Origin of the sequence: Amycolatopsis marina (assembly GCF_900111885.1) — a bacterium.
Lineage (GTDB): Bacteria > Actinomycetota > Actinomycetes > Mycobacteriales > Pseudonocardiaceae > Amycolatopsis > Amycolatopsis marina.
This window is the reverse complement of record NZ_FOKG01000017.1, coordinates 107,184-124,657: the sequence shown is the minus strand read 5'-3', so window position 1 is coordinate 124,657 and position 17,474 is coordinate 107,184. Positions and strand designations below refer to the sequence as shown.

The 17,474-nt window shown below is 64.7% G+C and carries 17 protein-coding genes; 9 read left to right on the top strand and 8 right to left on the bottom strand.

What is annotated here, in order from left to right:
* Nucleotides 1-20: 20 nt before the first annotated feature.
* On the top strand, nucleotides 21-359 hold the full coding sequence (locus BM199_RS24800; RefSeq protein ID WP_177242777.1) for an enoyl-CoA hydratase/isomerase family protein: 339 nt from the start codon (nucleotides 21-23) through the stop codon (nucleotides 357-359).
* Nucleotides 360-393: 34 nt separating this feature from the next.
* On the opposite strand, the gene BM199_RS24795 is transcribed toward BM199_RS24800, so the two are convergent.
* The 8 genes from BM199_RS24795 to BM199_RS24760 form a co-directional block, all read right to left on the bottom strand.
* Complete coding sequence (locus BM199_RS24795) at nucleotides 394-1,464, bottom strand: ketopantoate reductase family protein (RefSeq protein WP_177242776.1); 1,071 nt, start codon at nucleotides 1,462-1,464, stop codon at nucleotides 394-396.
* A 42-nt stretch (nucleotides 1,465-1,506) separates the two neighbouring features.
* Nucleotides 1,507-2,118: an RraA family protein gene (locus BM199_RS24790; RefSeq protein WP_091676079.1), complete on the bottom strand. Its 612-nt coding sequence runs from the start codon at nucleotides 2,116-2,118 to the stop codon at nucleotides 1,507-1,509.
* A gap of 157 nt (nucleotides 2,119-2,275) precedes the next feature.
* Nucleotides 2,276-3,553 carry a TRAP transporter large permease gene (locus BM199_RS24785; protein ID WP_177242775.1) on the bottom strand — a complete coding sequence of 426 codons (1,278 nt, stop codon included), beginning with the start codon at nucleotides 3,551-3,553 and terminating at the stop codon, nucleotides 2,276-2,278.
* Entirely contained in the window at nucleotides 3,550-4,116 is a 567-nt protein-coding gene (locus BM199_RS24780) for a TRAP transporter small permease (protein ID WP_091676073.1), read from the bottom strand. The genes BM199_RS24785 and BM199_RS24780 overlap by 4 nt, the downstream gene beginning before the upstream one ends.
* Complete coding sequence (locus tag BM199_RS24775; RefSeq protein WP_091676072.1) at nucleotides 4,113-5,138, bottom strand: TRAP transporter substrate-binding protein; 1,026 nt, start codon at nucleotides 5,136-5,138, stop codon at nucleotides 4,113-4,115. The genes BM199_RS24780 and BM199_RS24775 overlap by 4 nt, the downstream gene beginning before the upstream one ends.
* A 316-nt stretch (nucleotides 5,139-5,454) precedes the next feature.
* The gene (locus BM199_RS24770) at nucleotides 5,455-6,510 is read right to left on the bottom strand and encodes an Ldh family oxidoreductase (RefSeq protein ID WP_091676069.1); all 1,056 of its coding nucleotides are present in this window, start codon (nucleotides 6,508-6,510) and stop codon (nucleotides 5,455-5,457) included.
* A complete protein-coding gene (locus BM199_RS24765) occupies nucleotides 6,507-7,682 on the bottom strand; it encodes an iron-containing alcohol dehydrogenase family protein (protein ID WP_177242774.1) in 1,176 nt (391 codons plus the stop codon). The genes BM199_RS24770 and BM199_RS24765 overlap by 4 nt, the downstream gene beginning before the upstream one ends.
* 74 nt (nucleotides 7,683-7,756) lie before the next feature.
* A complete protein-coding gene (locus BM199_RS24760; RefSeq protein WP_091676065.1) occupies nucleotides 7,757-8,458 on the bottom strand; it encodes a GntR family transcriptional regulator in 702 nt (233 codons plus the stop codon).
* 400 nt (nucleotides 8,459-8,858) lie between these two features.
* Here BM199_RS24760 and BM199_RS24755 point away from each other — a divergent pair, with 400 nt between their 5' ends.
* The 8 genes from BM199_RS24755 (at nucleotide 8,859) to BM199_RS24720 (ending at nucleotide 17,435) form a co-directional block, all read left to right on the top strand.
* The gene (locus BM199_RS24755; protein ID WP_091676062.1) at nucleotides 8,859-9,563 is read left to right on the top strand and encodes a GntR family transcriptional regulator; all 705 of its coding nucleotides are present in this window, start codon (nucleotides 8,859-8,861) and stop codon (nucleotides 9,561-9,563) included.
* Nucleotides 9,560-10,579, top strand: coding sequence for a DctP family TRAP transporter solute-binding subunit (locus tag BM199_RS24750; protein ID WP_091676059.1), 1,020 nt, complete (start codon nucleotides 9,560-9,562; stop codon nucleotides 10,577-10,579). Before BM199_RS24755 ends, BM199_RS24750 begins: the two co-directional genes overlap by 4 nt.
* A gap of 170 nt (nucleotides 10,580-10,749) precedes the next feature.
* Nucleotides 10,750-11,220 carry a TRAP transporter small permease gene (locus tag BM199_RS24745; protein WP_177242773.1) on the top strand — a complete coding sequence of 157 codons (471 nt, stop codon included), beginning with the start codon at nucleotides 10,750-10,752 and terminating at the stop codon, nucleotides 11,218-11,220.
* Nucleotides 11,217-12,494, top strand: a complete 1,278-nt coding sequence (locus tag BM199_RS24740) for a TRAP transporter large permease (RefSeq protein ID WP_091676053.1) — start codon at nucleotides 11,217-11,219, stop codon at nucleotides 12,492-12,494. Before BM199_RS24745 ends, BM199_RS24740 begins: the two co-directional genes overlap by 4 nt.
* A 109-nt stretch (nucleotides 12,495-12,603) precedes the next feature.
* Complete coding sequence (locus tag BM199_RS24735; protein WP_211323164.1) at nucleotides 12,604-13,335, top strand: class I fructose-bisphosphate aldolase; 732 nt, start codon at nucleotides 12,604-12,606, stop codon at nucleotides 13,333-13,335.
* Nucleotides 13,332-14,375 (top strand): zinc-binding dehydrogenase, encoded by a 1,044-nt coding sequence (locus tag BM199_RS24730; RefSeq protein WP_218160431.1) that lies wholly within the window; start codon nucleotides 13,332-13,334, stop codon nucleotides 14,373-14,375. The genes BM199_RS24735 and BM199_RS24730 overlap by 4 nt, the downstream gene beginning before the upstream one ends.
* The gene (locus tag BM199_RS24725) at nucleotides 14,372-15,985 is read left to right on the top strand and encodes a xylulokinase (protein ID WP_091676047.1); all 1,614 of its coding nucleotides are present in this window, start codon (nucleotides 14,372-14,374) and stop codon (nucleotides 15,983-15,985) included. Before BM199_RS24730 ends, BM199_RS24725 begins: the two co-directional genes overlap by 4 nt.
* Entirely contained in the window at nucleotides 15,969-17,435 is a 1,467-nt protein-coding gene (locus BM199_RS24720; RefSeq protein ID WP_177242772.1) for an aldehyde dehydrogenase family protein, read from the top strand. The genes BM199_RS24725 and BM199_RS24720 overlap by 17 nt, the downstream gene beginning before the upstream one ends.
* Nucleotides 17,436-17,474: the final 39 nt, after the last annotated feature.

The following is a 17,474-nucleotide window of genomic DNA, read 5'->3' as shown; positions in this document are numbered from 1 at the left end:
CCAAGGTCGGGATCCCTTCGGTGCTCGATGCCGCACTGCTCCAACAACATCTCGGACTCGGTAAGGCCAAGGAGTTGCTCCTCACCGGCGGCCTGTATGGCGTCGCCGAACTGGACGCGCACGGATTCGTCAACAAGATCGTGGCACCGGACGAACTCGAGAATGTCACCACCGACCTGGCCCGAGCAGTCGCAGGGCACTCCCCCGTTGCGATGGCAGCGCAGAAGCGCCTGTTCGAGACTTGGCAGAACGTCGGCCTGCGGGCAGCAATAGACGCGAGTGTCGGCGAGTTCGCTGAGGTGTTCGCCGACCCCGATGCCCGCGAACGCATCAACTCCTACCGATCTGACGACGGCTAGGCGTCCGAACTGGGGTGCCGGGTTCCCTGTTTGCTCACCCGACCAGGGCACGCAGTTTGTCCATGTTCCCGGGCGCCTTCTTCAGGCGACCCCTGTCGATCTCTGCCACAAGATCATGCAGAGCCGCGTTCACCGGGGTGGGCACACCGCGGGTGGCGCCCTGTCGCACGACGAACCCGTTGAGGTAGCTCACTTCCGTTCGGCGGCCTCGGTCGACGTCCTGAAGCAGGGAAGGTCTACTCTCGGAAGCACCGGTGCGTTCCGCGGCCATCTCGGCCATCGCCGCTGACAGTTCCGCCTCCGCGCCATGGTCGCTCACCGCCCGGTGGAACAGTTCGGGGCGAATACGTCCGAAGACCAGCGCAGGCTGCACGCCTGACGCCTCGGCCACGGCCAGCGTCTCCCCCGCCGCTCGGGTGATGAGAGGTTCCGATCGCGGATCGGACCACAACCGGTTCGTGGTCCACCCGGTCAGGCCGGCCGGCGCATTAGTCATGGTGTTCACAGCGAGCTTTGCCCATTTCACAGCCGGCAGGTCCGCGGCGAACTCGGTGTCGCCTGCCGGCTGGATCAGCTCGGCGAGATACTGCGCGGGCGCGATCGAGTCGCCCCCTACGGCGCCAAGGCTGAAAGTCCGCCGACCTCGCGGAAGGTACCTCCTGACACGACCTGGCGCGGTGAGCTCCGCCGGCACATGAACCGCGCAGCCGACCAGCCGCCCCCGCGGGAGAACGTTCGCAATCCAATCCTCGGCCATCCCATTCTGCACGGGGACGACGATGGTGTCGTCCTGAATGAGCGGGGCCATCAGTGCCAGCGCGTTCGCGCTCTCGTACGCCTTGACCGCGAGAAGCAGAACATCGAGTGGTCGCGCGATGTTCTGTACCTCGTCGATGTTGTGGGCGTCGATCCGTGCCCGCACGGCCTCGTCCGGCGCCTGGATCTCCACTCCGTGGCCACGGATCTCCTCCACGTTCCTGAACCAACTGTCGACAACGCTGACGGAGCGACCAGCGAGAGTCAGATGCGCCGCCAGCAGGGACCCGATGCTGCCACAGCCGATAATCCCGATGTGCGGCTCACCGCTGGGCTGCCACTCAGCCACCGGTTGGTCCAAGCTCTGCGGCGAGCGGCGTCAACACTGGCCTCACATCGTGCCCGCTTCTCTGCGGGCCGAGGAGAAGCCGGCTCCCGTGCTGAGCGCCTGCCGGAACGCCTCGTCCCGGTCCTGGAGCTGAGCGGCGTACGCGAGGACCGACCACCACTGGGCGCCCGGAACCACGCAGATCCCGGTGGAGTCGGCGATGACAAGGTCGCGGTCGTTGATCACGGCACCTCCCACGGTTACCGGCGCACCCACGTTCGTGACGGCGAGCCTGCCCTTGCCACTGCACGGTGTCGCACCGCGGGCCCAGACCGCGAGTCGCAGCTCCGACACGTCGGCAAGATTCCGGATCCAGCCGGCGTTGACCAACCCCGCGCACCCCCGAGTGGCCGCCAGCCCTCCCCACACGGAGGCAACGGATGTCGCCTCCCAACCCAGGACCAACATGTCGCCCTCCTGGGCCTCGTCCAGGTACTCGGCCAAGCCGGGGATGTTCGCCTCGTCGGAGTCCACCACTGTCGCGGTACGGGCAAACCCGATGGCACTCAGGATGTCGGTCGGCACGTTGGTCAGTCCATCGACGACGCCGGTCGGCAGGCCGAGATGCTCCATAGCGTCGGAAACAGCTGGACTCTCGAACCCCGGGCCTGCCATACGTCTCCCTTCGTCAGGAGTTGAGCAGCTGAGTCAGTGCGGCCAACGTCGCTCCCCCTCATTGCGAACGAGCATGTTGCGGGGAGCCTAGGTGTGGTGCATGAGCGCAGCAACCCGCGCAGCTAAAGTCCGCGATCGGGGCAACGCCAAAAATGGTTTAGAACTGACTCGGGAGCCAAGTGGTCAACGGCGGCCAGTAGGTGATGACAATCAGCGTCACGACAGCCGAGGCGAGGTACGGCCAGGCGGCACGGGCCACCGTCATCACCGGGAGCCGGGCGATCGACGACGTCACGAACAGGCACATGCCGACGGGGGGCGTCAGCAGACCCATCATGAGGTTGAAGACGATTATGATGCCCAGATGAATCGGGTCGATATCCAGAGCGGCCGCGATCGGGAGCAGCAACGGCGTGAACACCAGGATCGCGGCGTTGCTCTCCATAAACATGCCGAAGACCAGCAACGCGAGGTTGATGAGCAGCAGGACGCCGACGACCCCGAGCCCGGAGTTGGCCAAAGCGCCCGAGAGCACCTGCGGGAACCCTGACCGGATCAGCACCCACCCGAAGGCGCTGGCCAAAGCGATGATGAACAGGATCGCGGCGCTCAGCACGGCCGTCTCGAGGAAGACCTTGGGGATGTCCCGCCAGTTAAGCTCGCGATAGAAGACAGCGGCAAGCAGCAGGGCATAGAAGGCGGCGATCGCTGCTGACTCAGTAGCGGTGAAGATCCCTGAGACGATCCCCAGGACGATGATCAGCGGCATGATCAGCGCCGCTATGGCGTCTCTCGTGGCGGTCAACGCATGGCTCCACGTGATCCGATGCATCCGAGGGTAGCCGCGACGAAGGGAGATCAGCACGGTCATGATGAGGATAACCAAGCCGAAGAGCAGCCCCGGGAAGACTCCGGCGAGGAACAGCGCGCCGATCGGTAGCCCCGAGGCGAGTCCGTAAACGATGATCGGGATCGACGGCGGGATGATCGGCCCGACGATGCTCGAGCCTGCGGTGACGCCCGCAGCGAAGGACCGCGGGTAGCCCTGCTGGACCATCCCGGGGATCATAGCCTTCCCGACGGCGGACGCGTCGGCGACAGCTGACCCAGAAATGCCGGCGAAGAAAACGCTCACGGCGATGTTGACGGCGCCGAGGCCGCCGGGCAGCCAACCGACGAGTAGGTTAGCGAAGTTAATCAGCCGCCGCGTGATCCCTCCTGCATTCATCAGTGACCCGGCAAGCAGGAACAGTGGTATCGCGGTCAGCGCAAACGAGTCGGCCCCAGTGCCCACTCGCTGCGCCACGGTCACCACCGGGAGCTCGAGTACGAACAGGAGGTACACGGCAGCCGTCGCCAGAAAAGCGTAGCTGACCGGCACGCCGACGAGGATCAGGACCAGGAGCCCGACCAGCAGGAGGATGCCGGTGATCATTCTGTCCCTCCCTCGACGCGAGCGCGATTCGCGCGCCAAGCCCGCTCGGCGAGCGACAGCAGCAGCAGCACGCCGCATGACGGGACCGCCGCGTAGAAGGTGGCCACGGGGATGTCGAGTGCGGGAGTATCCCTGGCCATCGTCGCCTGGACGAGCTGCCAGCCCGCGACGACAAAGATCACTGCCACAATCGCGATCGTCCCCTGGATGATCACGACCGCGGAACTGGCGACCCACGTCCAGCAGCGTTTGGCGGCGAGCTGCTCCAGGGCGTCCACCGCGATGTCCGACCCCATTCTGTAGGCCAGGGCCGCGCCGATGAAGGTTAACCAGACGAGCTGCAGCCGGGTCGCTTCGTCGGTCCATGTGAGTGGACTGTTGAAGCCGTAGCGCATAACAACCTGCAGCAGGACCGTGGCGAGGACGCCCATGAGGAGCACCACGCAGACGCCGGCCAGCGCCTTGCTGAACCGACCTTCGACGGCGGGAAGGTCCTCCGGGTCCAGGCTCTCGGCGGCCGCGGCCGACGGCCGCGCACCAGGGCCTTCGGCCGCGGAAGTCACTCTTGCTCCACCAGCTCGTACAGGTCGACGAAGGCGCTGCCCTGGGTCTCGCGAACGGGCTGCGTGCTCTTCCGGAACGCGTTGATGTCGGGCTCGACGACCGTCATCCCCTCGCCCTCGAGCTCCTCGCGAAGCTGCTTCTCCTGCTGCTTCACCTCGTCGCGGAACTCCTCGCTCACCTGGTCCGAGGCGTTGCGGATGCCTTCCTGCTGCCTCTCCGAGAGCGACTCCCAGGCGCTGTCCGAGATAGCCAGCGCCAGCGGCTCGATGATGTGGCCTGTCAGGTTCAGGTGGGACTGCACCTGCGCGAACCCGGAGGACTGGATCAGCGCGAGAGGGTTCTCCTGCCCATCGATGGTCCCCTGCTGTAGCGCGGTGAAGACTTCAGGAAACTCCATCGGCGTGGGGTTGGCCGCCATCGCCTCGAACCCCTCGATGAACATCGGGTTCTCCGGAACCCGGATCCGCAGGCCGCTGAGATCGTTCGGGGTGTTCAGCGCCTTGTTCGTAGTAATGTGGCGGGGGCCGCGCGGCCACAGGCCGATGACGGTAGTTTCCGTCTCCTCGTCGAGCCTCTGGCGTACGGCTTCACCGAGTTCGCCGCTGTAGGCGTCTGCGGCCTCATCGATGCTGTCGAACATGAAGGGCGTCACAAAAAACTCGCCCACGTCGCTCACCGCATTGTAGACGCCGGCGCCACCAACCCAAATGTCAGTCGTTCCCAGGGCGAGGCCCTCGAGGATGTCCCGGTCCCCGCCGGCCTGCCCCGCAGGGAAGACCTCGATCTCCACACTGCCGTCCGTTTCCTCGGCAACCGCCTCGACGAAGCGGGCCGTCGCCTCGGCCTGCGGGTCTTTCTCTGGCCAGACGTGTCCCAAGGTCAGCGAGACGTTCTCCTGCTGGCTGTCTCCCTCAGCCTTGGCGCCATCGGCATCGTCGCCCGAGTCGCCGCACCCAACGAGCGTGACGGTGAGGGCGGTGGCCGTTGCGACGCCGTAGAGGCGGCGAAGTCGCGAATTCATAGCAGTCCTTCCAGTGGATAATCAGAGTGGGGCGTGCGGGGCGCGGATTGCTACTGCGCTAACCGTGTTCACCACGACACGGAGGCCGGTGTTTTTAGAGAACACCTCCGCGTCGATTTTGCCGGTCAGCTGGGTGATCAACCGCAATACATTGTCGAGCGGCTGAGAGACACGAAAAGCGGAGTGCCACAGCTCGGACGGCGTCCAAGCAGACGTACCTCAGGCGCTGCACCGAGTCGTCGTAGGTTGGCTGGATGGCAGCAATTTTCATGCTCTGGTCCTGAACATCGTCGCTTATTCGGGGAGAGAGCCCTATCTAGGCAGGTGCACTCGGTGTATCCACACCCAGTTCTGATGCCAACACGCTCAGCGCGGCCCACGTTGTCGCGCTGAGCGATACTCCCTGTTCATCGGCCAGGTGAGCTGCGCGCCGCTCGGGTTCACCGGGAAGCAGGACAGTGTCGAGGCCCTCGGTGGGAGGTAGCGAACCGACCCAGCTCAGGAAGTTCTCCAACTCATCACCGTAACGGTCGAGCTGACTGGTGAAGTCGGCCACGAAGAAGGCATGGCCGACATTCTGTGGTCGCTCCCAGTCCTCGTACATATTGCCGATGTCGGCTCCGGAGGCAGCACCGGCGAAAACACCGCACAGCAGGTCGATCATGAGCGCCAACCCGGAGCCCTTGGGGCCCGCGAATGGCAACATGGCGCCCTTCAGCGCTTCCGCGGCGACAGTGGTCGGTCTGCCTCCGGCATCGATGCCCCAGCCCGGCGGGATCGACTCCCCCTTGCTGTCCGCGACGATGATCTTTCCACGCGCGACGGCACTGGAGGCGATGTCGAGCACGACTGGCGGCTTCCGGGGACGGGGAACGGCCACCGCGAGTGGGTTGGTACCGACCGCCGGAGTCCGTCCGCCGTGATAGGTCATGGTGACCGGCGCGTTGGACATCGCCACCGCAAAGTAGCCACGCTCGGCAGCGCCGCGGGCGTAGAAACCCATGGTGCCGCAGTGGTTGCTATTTCTCGCAGCACTGGCACCGATGCCGTACTCGTCGGCCAGCCGACAGGCCGCGTCCACCGCGGTCGTGGCCACCAGAGCGCCCATCGCGTTGCGGCCGTCCACGCTTGCACGTGCGCCGGACATCCGCACCGTAGGAACCGCCACTGGGTCGACCATGCCCTCACGAAGCCGCCTCACATAGATCGGCAGCCGGATCAGGCCGTGCGAGGAGACACCGTGCCGATCGGCGTCGACAAGGCTCTCGGCCACCAGAGCGGCGGCGCGACCGGCCACGCCGGTCGCGCGTAGCACCTGGGTGGCGAAGGAAACCAGATCGCTCTCGGGACGCCGTACGTTGCCGTTGCTCATAAGGCGGCGCGCAGCAGGTCGGTGAGTTCGCTCTCGCCCGCGATTCGGGGATTGGCCTGGGTGTTATCACTACCTAGCGCGATCTCGACTATCGGCTTGAAGTCCGCCTCGCCTACGCCCCAATCGCGTAGACGAGTGGTCAGGCCCACATCGGAGCGGAGTGTACGCACGGCGTCGGCAAGGCGATCCGCCCCGGGGGCCAGACACCGGGCTAGCTCCGCGTAGCGGCCCGGCTCGGCCCGCTCGTTGAATGTGCACATCTCGGGAAGCATGTGCGCCACAGCGACACCGTGCGGAATTTTGTGCGCGGCACCCAGTGGAACCGCCAGCGCGTGGGCAAGGCCGAGCCTGGTCGAGTTGGCCGCGAGTTCGGCGATACAACTCGCGGCCAACATGCCCATCCGTGCCTGCCGATTGGTCGGATCGTGCACCGCGTCGCGCAGGTGAGTGCCAATCAGCGTGACGGCGTGCCTCGCGTGTCCCTCGGAGATCGGGTTGTTCCACACGCTGCCGTACGACTCCACGGCATGCGCGAGCGCGTCGAAGCCGGTTGCTGCGGTGATCCCCGCAGGCAACCCAGTTGTCAGTTCGGGGTCGAGCAGCGCCAGCCTAGGTGTCACACGCATCGACGAGATGCTGACCTTGCGTTGCGAGGCCGGATCGTTAAGCACACAGAACCTGGTGACCTCGCTGCCTGTGCCCGCGGTGGTCGGCACAGCGAACACAGTCAGGGGCGCGACGTCAACCTTCTCGGGACCGACAAGATCGAGGGCCGGCCGGCCCGATATGGCCACTGCCGCAGCGGCCTTCGCCGCGTCCAGCGGACTCCCCCCGCCGAGCGCCACCACCACGTCGTGCCCGCCGTCGTGGATCATCCGCGCGGCGGCGTCCACCGAGTCGGTCGTCGGATCGGATTCGATCGCGTCGAACACCGCCACCGAGTCCCGACCGCCGGGCAGAGCGGCGAGGACGACATCGAGAACCCCGGCCGACCTGATACCCGCGTCTGTGATGACCAACGGGCTGCGCACCCCGTACCGGTCGAGTTCCGCGGGCAACCTCGCGATCACATTCGGGCCGCCGACAATCCTGGTGGGTATCTCGTAGTCGAATTCACGCAGCGAGGAACGCTCACGCAACTGGACGTTTTTGGGCTGCACTGACCTACTCACTAATCCTCCTGCACGACAAGCCGCATCTAACCGAGGCACATAAGGTCGAAAACCGAATACCTCGACGCGCGCGGTCAGAAACGGCCCGCCGCACGCTCCGTCTTGATATGCTCGACCATCAGTTCTTCGCCTCGAGTGAGATGGTGAAGCAGAGCGTCGATCGCTCGGTTCAGGTCACGTTCGGCGATCGCCCTCGTAATCATCTTGTGTTCGGCCAGATTCTCCTCGATCCGACCCTGATAGCCGGTCGACAAGAAATGGCGTCCACGATCGATCTGTCTTTCCACAATCCCGTAAAAGCCAATGATCCGATTGTTCTCAGTACACGCGACAATCTCTTTGTGAAACTCATTATCGCGCCGGAAATACCGAGAGTACTCCGCGACCTCGATCGGTTCTTCGAAGTCGTCGAAGAACCTGCCCAGAATTTGAATTTCGCGCGGCTGGGGTTCACTACCACTGAGCAGTTGGCGCAGCCCAAGGGGTTCGAGCGCCTTCCGAAGCTCGAAAAGCTCACTCAGGTCGCGCTCGTCGAATCCGGCGATCTCCCACCCCGCTCCACGGTCGCGCGGTGCGACCAGCCCGGATGCCGCGAGCCGCTGCAACGCCTCGCGCACCGGCGTCCGGCTCACCTCAAGTCGCGCGCTCAGCGTCCGGTCCGTCACGACCTCGCCCGGCTTGAGCTCACACCGGACGATTGCGTCCTCCAGTGCTTCGAACACACGGTCACTCAAGCTGACCACACGCTGAGGTTTGATCAAGGAACCTTCACGCATCGGACGAGTATGTAGGTATACCGGTATACCGTCAACCTCCTGATTGGCGTTCGGCTCACTCCAAGGACGAACGGCAACCAAGGCCGCGGGCTGATCGGCCAGGTCGCATTAGGGCCTCTGACCTCCCGTCCCAGCACGACAACTGGGTCTTCTCCCCCACCTGTCGATCACGTCGCTCGGCGGTAGCAACTATCCAGACTCCAAGGCCGGGGGACAGTTCGCCGAGCGGCGGCGTCCGCACGACATGGCCCAGCACCGGGAAGCAGTCTTGATGCCGACAGAACGCCGGGTGGCCGTTTCCGCTGGGCGAGCAGGTGAGCCGCCTCCACCAGCCTTCGGCAGGGTAACAAGTCCATAACGCTCATGGTGTACGGGATTCGGAATTTGGTATACCAACGGCGTGGAACTTGCCCCTCTCGTAACCCAGCACGTCGGAACCCAGGCCTATGAGCGCCTGAAGCAGGCGATCATCGACTGCTCCCTTGAACCCGGTGCGTTGTTGAGCGACCGCCACCTTTCAGAGCAACTCGGCGTCAGTCGCACGCCAGTGCGTGACGCGCTGCGGCAACTGGAGTCGACCGGGTTGGTAGTCCGGCGCGGCCGAGTTGGCTGGGCAGTTTCGGGTTTGGACGCAAAGGACGTCGCAGAAGTGTTCGAACTCCGGCGCCTGTTGGAGCCCGCAGGTCTATTTCGGATGGTGAAGTGGGATCGGGAGCGGCTTTCGTGGTTCGTCTCCCTGTTCGACGAGTTCACGACCCCGATGGACCCCGAACGCATTGCCCGGTATCTGAAGGTGGACGACGACTTCCACCGGACGATCGTGGCGGCGGCAGAAAATCGGCGGCTCATCCAGGCCTACGAGATCGTCTGCGTGCAACTCGATCGCTTCCGCCACTTCACGTCCTACCGCTATCACGGCCGGGTCGACCAAAGCCTCAGCGAACATCGCATGGTTTGCGAGGCACTTAGCCGCGGCGACGCCGAGGAGGCCGCGCGGTCGCTGGTCGCCCACATCTCTTCAGCGGAGGAAAAGCTCACCGCAATAGTCCAGGGCACAGTTACGGACCCGCCCCTGGCACAGGCCAACCCTAAGGAAGCCGAATGAGGACACGAATTGCCGGGGTCATCGCAGTCACGGCGCTTGCGTTGAGCGCGTGTGGGGATGCCGACGGAGGCACCGGCGCAGGTGGTGAGAAAGTCACTATCAGGCTGGCCGTCGGCGACCCGGCGCAGTCCGCTGTCGGTGTCGCGGCGGAGCACTTTGCCGACACGGTCAGTGAAAACAGTGGCGGTAACATTGAGGTGAAGGTGTTCCCGGACGGGACGCTGTTCGGCGGTGACCAGAATGCCGCCGTCAACCAGGTCCAGAATGGCTCGATTGACGCCACAATCCTCTCCACCTCGGTGTACGCGTCCTTCGAGCCTCGGATGAACGCAATCAGTGTGCCGTACCTCTTCGAGGACTTCGACCAGTACGTCGATTATCTCGAAGGAGAGCCCGGGCAAACCCTCCTGGAGTCGCTGGGCAAGCTCGACACCGAGGGACTGGCCATGATGACCAGAACCTTCCGTCAGACCACCAACTCCAAGCGGCCGATCACGCAGCCCTCCGACTTCCAGGGCCTCAAGATCCGCGTCCCGCAAAACGATCTGTGGGTGAAGACCTTTACGGCGTTCGGCGCGAATCCGACGCCGATGGACTTCAAGGAGGTATACAGCGCCCTGCAACTCGGCGCCATCGACGGACAGGAAAACCCCGTCGAGGTGCCCCTGGCCAACAAGTTCTACGAGGTCCAGGACTACCTCTCGCTGACCAACCACATCGTCGACGGATACATCCTCGCGATGAACCAGGAACTGTTCGACGGCCTCGCAGAGGAGGATCAGCAGGTTCTTCGGGAGGCTGCGCAGGAGACAGCGGACTTCAAGAGGCAGTTCGATGACGAGGAGGCTTCCAAGGCGATCGATCAGTTGGCGGCCGAGGGTATGGAGGTCAACGAACTCACTGCTAAGCAGCAGGCCGCGTTCGCTTCCGAGGCGGAGAAGCTGTACCCGCAGTTCGAGGGAATGATTGGAGCAGATTTCTTTCAGACGACGCTCGAGTTCGTTGGCCGAAGCTGATGTTCGACGATGGCCACCGCCGCGATAAGCAGGTGACCGGGCAGCGAGATGGTGGCAACAACTCACCCTCTGGCACGTCACCTCCAGACAGTGGTCCCCCTATCGAGGAGACAGGCGAGCACTACGCTCTGGGCAGCGCACGACTGCAGCCACACGGTCCACTCTGGAAGGTGGTCGACGCGCTTGTCCTGGTAGGTGTAGGCGGCATGGTCCTGACGGTCGCGTTGCAGGTCGTGTCGCGTGGGCTCGGAGCCTCGATCCCATGGACCGAGGAAGTAACGCGGATCCTCTTCATCTACGCCACCTTCATGGGTCTGGCCGCCGGCTTCCGACACGCAGAGCATGCCCGCATCGCGTTCGTCATCGGCAAGCTGCCACGCGTGGGGCAACGGCTCACCGTCCACCTCTACGTTGCCGCGACTGTCGCGTTCTTTCTCATCGTGGGGGTCAAAGGCTGGGAGCTGGTGGTACAGCAGTTCAACAGTCAGGAGCGGACACCTGCTCTCGGGCTCGGGATGTACCTCGTTACGCTGCCGATCGTCGGCTCCGCCGTGCTCGCGATCGTCGCTGTGATCCAGTCCGTTTATCGCTCGCCCAAACTTCGCGAGCGGCTCGAGCGGGGGGAGATGACGACGGTATGAGTTACACACTGATCGCGATCTTCTCAGTCCTGGCCCTGCTCGGCGTGCCCCTGGCCGTCTCGCTGGGCATCGGTGTCGCCGTGACCCTTGTGATCTTCGACCTGCCGCTATCCCTTGTCCCGCAGGCGATGTACACGTCGATGAACAGTTTCGTGCTCGTCGCTGTGCCGCTTTTCATCCTGGCGGGCAACGTCATGTCGATGGGTGGCATCGCCGACAGGATATTTGCTGCCGCGGACTCCGTGGTGGGGCGGTGGCGTGGAGGCCTCGGGCACGTCAACGTCGTGGCCAGCACGATCTTCGGTGGCATGTCCGGCTCATCCGTCGCGGACGTCGGAAGCCTAGGTGCCATCGAGATCAAAGCGATGACAGACTACAAGTATCCACGGCCCTACGCCGCAGCCATCACGATGGTCACCTCGGTGCTCTCGTCGGTCGTCCCTCCCAGCATCATTATGATCATCGCGGCCGCTACGGCCGGTGTGTCAGTGGGCGGCGCACTCGCCGGAGGCATTGGTCCGGCAGTCCTGTTCATTGCAGGATTCATGGCCGCGAATTACGTGCTGTCTGTCCGGCACGGATATGGGACGGTCTCGAAAAAGTCCAAGCGTGAAGTCGCGCGGTGCCTCCTCGTCGCCGTACCGGCGCTGGGCGCACCGGTGATCATCCTCATCAGCATCTTCAGTGGTGTGGTGACCCCTACCGAAGGGGCTGGTCTGGCCGTTGTGTACAGCCTTCTGGTGGGGTTCGTGCTTTATCGCGAGATGAAAGGGCGTGATGTACCGACGATCCTCATCCGGTCTGGCGTGACCACTGGCACGGTGCTGTTCATCGCGATGGTTGCGAGTATTGCGGCCTACATCTTCACGATCGACGGCCTGCCGGTGCGGATCAGTGATGCTGTCCTGGGAATATCGGAAAACCCCATGGTCGTCATGCTCGTCATCGGTGTTCTGCTGGTCCTGATCGGCACCGTAATGGACGTCATCGCGGCGATCCTGATCCTCGTACCCGTCCTGATGCCGACGGTCGAGCAGGTCGGCATCGATCCGCTCCACTTCGTGGTGTTCCTGGTGGCCTGCCTGTCCATGGGCCTCGTCACGCCACCGGTGGGCGTAGCCCTCTTCGCCACCTCCCATATCAGCAGACTCAGCATCGAGCGCGTCGCGTCGGCGAGCCGGTGGTTCTACGTGGTGATGATCGTTGTACTCGCCCTGCTCGCAGTCGTTCCGCAGGTCACCCTGTGGCCGGTCGAGTTCCTGACTGGACATTGACCGAACTGACCCTCGACGACTCCAAGGAAAGGCATCCCTTATGCACCTCGGTAGGCAGATTCGCCTGCGTCGCATACTCGGCAACACCGGGCGGCTTGTAGGAATCACTATGGACCACCCGATCGCCCGCGGTGTGCTTCCCGGTTTGTCTGATGTGGAGGCGGCACTCGCGGCCGTCGCCAGCGGCCGCCCCGATTCCATCACCCTGCAGAAGGGCATCGCCTCCCGGTGCTTCGCGCCATACGCCGCCGACATCGCTCTCATTCTCAAGTCGACCTCGTACTCGCCATACCACCAGAACATGGACGTCCCAACAGCTACCGTTGACGAAGCTCTGCGCCTCGGTGCGGAGGCCATCTCCGTCGGGGTGCTCGTCGGCAGCGAGCTGCAGGCGGCGCAGATCACTCATTTGGGCGCGGTGAGCCGTGAGGCGGATGCGGCCGGATTGCCCTTGGTGGCCCACATCTACCCCCGCGGGGCCGATCTGCCCGGTGAGCGGCTCTCCGCCGACAATGTCTCGTACGCCGTGCGTGTCGGTGCGGAGCTCGGTGTGGACGTGGTCAAGACCGAGTGGACCGGTAGTGCGGAAACATTCGCGCAGGTCGTCGAAGCTGGCGGCCCCGCACGAGTCGTCCTGGCCGGAGGCAACCCGGGTCGCGATATCCGCGACTACTTCCAGATGACCGCGGATGCACTCTCGGCGGGTGCGGCAGGTGCGACTTACGGACGCTTCGTCTGGGGACACGTCCGCCCAGGGCGTGTCGTTGAGGCACTGCACAAGCTGATCCACGACGGGGCATCGGTAGATGACGCGGTTGCCCACGTGGATCAGGGGCTATGAGCGCAACCATGCAGGCTGCTGTTCTGCACGCCACCGGTCACCTCCAAGTCGACATGGTTCCAACGCCGGAACCGGGCCAGGGAGAAGTAGTGCTCCATGTGGGCGCGAACACCCTTTGCGGGACCGACCTGCGAATCCTTCGCGGAGAGAAGACTCGCGGCGTCCGCTTCCCCTCCGTCCTTGGACACGAGTTCGCTGGAACCGTGGCCGCCGTCGGGGCGGACGTCCAGGGTTTCGCCGAGGGTGACAAGGCCGCGATGTGCCCCGTTATTCCGTGCAGGCGATGTGTACATTGCCTCCACGACCGCGAGAATGTCTGTGCCAACCGCCGTGCAATGGGTTACGAGTACGATGGCGGTCTCGCTGAGTACGTGCGCATTCCTGCTGAGGCCATGGCCGCCGGAAACCTGTTCCCGGCCGACGCGGACATCCCGTTGGAGCAGCTCGCTCTGGCTGAGCCCCTCGCCTGTACCGTGAACGGGCACCGCCGTTCGGGCATCCGGTTGGGGGATGTCGTACTCGTCATCGGAGCCGGGCCGATCGGCCTTCTGCATCTGCAGCTCGCCCGTCGAGCGGGCGCGTCCGCTGTCATCGTCAGCGAGCCGTCACCATCTCGGCGAGCTGTGGCCGCGAAACTCGGGGCCTCTCACGTGGTCGCTCCAATGGAGCTAGCCGCCACAGTTGAGGCGCTTACGGACAGGACTGGGGTCGACGCCAGCATTGTCTGCATCGGGATTCCGCAGTTGGTGAACGACGCCATCGCACTGACCCGCAAGGCCGGCAACGTCAACATCTTCGCTGGGCTCCCTGCGGACGGGCGTGTCGACATCCCTGCTAACGAGATTCACTACAAGGAACTCGTCGTCACCGGCACTTCCGCCATGCATCGACGCGACTACGAGCAGGCGCTGCGTCTGATCGGCAACGGTGAAGTGGACGTGGCTAGCTTAGTTACCGACAAGATGCCGCTGGCAAGCGTCGTCGAGGCGTTCGAGCTCGCGCAGTCTGGCACGGGGATCAAGGTGGCGGTCGTGCCGTGACAGTGCCGTACACCGCAAAGGTTGCTCTGCTCGGTCTCGACGTGGGGACGAGCGCGGTCAAGGCGGGCCTTTTCACACCTGACGGAGTGGCCCTGCATAGGCACAGGGCCGCCCTAAATGTCATGTCGCCGCATCCCGGACACCTCGAGCTTGACGCCGACGAGGTGTGGGACTCGGTGGCCTCCGCTGCCCGCGCGGTGTTGGCGCGCGCTGATGGTCTTTCGGTGGAGGCAATCGGAGTCGCGGCAGCGGCCCCGACCCCCCTGCTGATAGACCGCGACGGACTGGCCGTGTCTCCGATCTGCACCTTCGCCGACGCACGAGCCGCAGGTGACCTCGCGTCGTTCGTGGAACGCGTCGACGTGGAGGCGTACCAAAGATTGACAGGCAACCCGATCGCGGTGCCGACGTGTTCCGTTCTGACGGGCCTGCGACTGGCCTCGACGCTGGCCAGCGAGCCGCTCTGGTTCGGTCACCTCGCCAGCCTGGTTGTCTACCGACTTACCGGGCGCTGGGTCATGGACCCGACGAACGCCGCCTTCACCGGTGCCCTCGACATCGCCCAGCCTGACACTTGGTCGTCCGAGGCGGTGTCGTTGCTCGGAGCGCCATCTCTGAGGCTGCCGGAGCTGGTCCCGTCGGCAGAGGCCGCCGGTCGGCTGACGGACGACGCGATGCGACAGCTCGGGCTCTCCTCCTCCGCCGTCGTCGCGGCAGGCTGCGCGGACACGGCGGCGGCCGCGCTGGCCGTCGCTTGCGTGGAGAACGGTGACGCATTCGAGTCCGTAGGGACTTCCGGCGTACTCACCGTGTGTCGCGACAAGCCGCCGGTCGCCATGCACGCGATGAATCGCCCGCATGTGGTCCCCGGCCGCTGGCTGTCGCACGCCGCGATGTCCTCCAGCGGCGCGGCCGTGTCGTGGCTCCGCGAACGGGTGCTGCCCGACACGCCCAACGCTCGCAGCCTCGCAGACATCAACGAGCTCGCCGAGTCCGCGCCCCCAGGCTGCGGCGGAGTGGTATTCCTGCCGTACTTGGCAGGTGAACGTAGCCCCGTCTGGGATTCAACCGCCCGTGGGGCGTGGGTTGGGATGTCCCTGGAAACGACCGCGTCACATCTCACCCGGTCGGTTTTCGAAGGCGCTGCCTATGGTCTGCGCCAGCTTCTCGATCTCGAGACCGGGCTGACCGGAGAAGCGGTGACGGAACTCCTGTCGGTGGGTGGTGGCACGAATAGTGCCTTCTGGTCCTCGATCAAAGCCGACGTCACCGGCCGGGTCATCCATCGGGCAGCGAACGGGGACGTCGCAGCGCGCGGTGCCGCCCTGCTCGCCGCGTGTGCGCTCGGTCTGCATAACGGCCCCTTGGCCGCCGCACGGTCTGCGGCGGGGATACCGACTTCCCGGGTTGACCCGTCGACGGTCACGAGCATCCGTGAGACGTATGACGTGATGTATGGCGTCTACATACGACTCTACCCGGCCCTTAAGCCCCTCTTCGCTTCCTTGAAGAACGCTGACCGGCATGAGATGGGCCCCGATGCGGTCCACCAGCCGACTGACACACCGATCACCAACCTCGAAGGAGACTGCTGTGTGGAATCCCCCTAGCTCCCCGTGGCGCAGCTACATCGCTGGCGAGTGGACCGCCACCGCAGACGCGCGCCAGTACGAGATCACCGACCCGGGACGCAACAGCGAGACAGTCTCTCGATACCTGTTGGCCACAACAGCAGAAGCCGAGCGAGCTGCCGAAGCGGCCCGCGACGCGCTGACAGTGTGGACAGCGACGACGGCGAGTGAGCGCAGCGACTTGGTCTACGGGCTGGTCGAACTGTGGCACGACCACGCCGAGGACATCGCGCAGATCGTGTCCCTGGAGATGGGCAAGCCACTCTCGGAGTCGCGCAGCGAGGCCCAGCGAGCTGTCTCCGAGATGCGCTTCTGGGCAGGGGAGGCACTTCGTCTCGGCGACCGCACCTTCCCGAGCACTCGCCGGAATACCGATGTGTATACCGTCCGGGAGCCCATCGGTCCGGTCGCGGCCATCACACCGTGGAACTTCCCGATCCTCAGTCCACTGCGCAAGGTCGTTCCTGCCCTGGTCTGCGGGTGCCCCGTGGTCCTGAAGCCCGCGCTGCAGGCTCCGGGCGCGTCGCTGTACGTCGCCGGCATGCTCCACGAACTCGGCGTACCGGCCGGTGTGTTCAACCTGCTCATCGGTGGCGGCGCCGACGTCGGCGCCGCCCTGACCGCTCACTCCGCGATCCAGGGCATCACGTTCACCGGCTCCACCGACGTCGGTCTGCAGATCGCCGGCAACGCAGCCAGTCGCAACGTCAAGCTGCAGCTGGAGATGGGCGGCAAGAACGCAGCCGTGGTCTCGTCCTACGCCGATATTCCACATGCTGCCGCAGAGATCTCCGCAGCGGCGTTCGCCGTTGCCGGTCAGCGATGCACGGCGATCAGCCGGGTGATCGTCACGCCCGAAGTGCGGGAGGAGCTTGAGCAGGCGCTCGTGGAGCGGGCCGAGGCGCTGCGTGTCGGCCACGGCAGTGACGAAGGCACCATGATGGGCCCGATCGTCAGCAAGGACCAGTTCGAGAAGGTGCACGGTTCAGTACAGGCTGGCGTCCGGGAGGGGGCCAGGGTGCTGACCGGTGGCGACCCACTAAGCGGCGACGCCTACAGCAACGGCTACTACTACCCCGCGACCATCGTCACCGACGTGCCGCGCAAGAGCACACTCGCCTGCGAAGAGGTCTTCGGGCCGGTGCTGTCCATCATCTCTGTGCAGGATTTCGAGGAGGCGATCGACGTGGCAAACGAGACCCGCTACGGGCTGGCCGCTTCGGTGTTCACCGACGACATGAACCTGTCGCACTCGTTTGTGACCCGAAGCCAGAGCGGGATGGTCCACGTGAACCACGGCACCACATCCGAGGGCCAGGTGCCCTTCGGCGGCGTCAAGCAGTCTGGTCAGGGCGCGTACGGGATTGGCGACACCTCGAAGGACTTCTTCACCAACCTCAAGGCTGTTTACCACGCCTACCGTCCCTGACCCAGTCGGCTCGGAACTCACCAGCCACAGACCCGCGAA

Bases quoted from the DNA above. Each gene is read 5' to 3' on its own strand.
- BM199_RS24790 (WP_091676079.1), bottom strand. From the start codon at position 2,118: ATGGCAGGCCCGGGGTTCGAGAGTCCAGCTGTTTCCGACGCTATGGAG.
- BM199_RS24785 (WP_177242775.1), bottom strand. From the start codon at position 3,553: ATGATCACCGGCATCCTCCTGCTGGTCGGGCTCCTGGTCCTGATCCTC.
- BM199_RS24775 (WP_091676072.1), bottom strand. From the start codon at position 5,138: ATGAATTCGCGACTTCGCCGCCTCTACGGCGTCGCAACGGCCACCGCC.
- BM199_RS24770 (WP_091676069.1), bottom strand. From the start codon at position 6,510: ATGAGCAACGGCAACGTACGGCGTCCCGAGAGCGATCTGGTTTCCTTC.
- BM199_RS24760 (WP_091676065.1), bottom strand. From the start codon at position 8,458: ATGCGTGAAGGTTCCTTGATCAAACCTCAGCGTGTGGTCAGCTTGAGT.
- BM199_RS24750 (WP_091676059.1), top strand. From the start codon at position 9,560: ATGAGGACACGAATTGCCGGGGTCATCGCAGTCACGGCGCTTGCGTTG.
- BM199_RS24740 (WP_091676053.1), top strand. From the start codon at position 11,217: ATGAGTTACACACTGATCGCGATCTTCTCAGTCCTGGCCCTGCTCGGC.
- BM199_RS24735 (WP_211323164.1), top strand. From the start codon at position 12,604: ATGGACCACCCGATCGCCCGCGGTGTGCTTCCCGGTTTGTCTGATGTG.
- BM199_RS24730 (WP_218160431.1), top strand. From the start codon at position 13,332: ATGAGCGCAACCATGCAGGCTGCTGTTCTGCACGCCACCGGTCACCTC.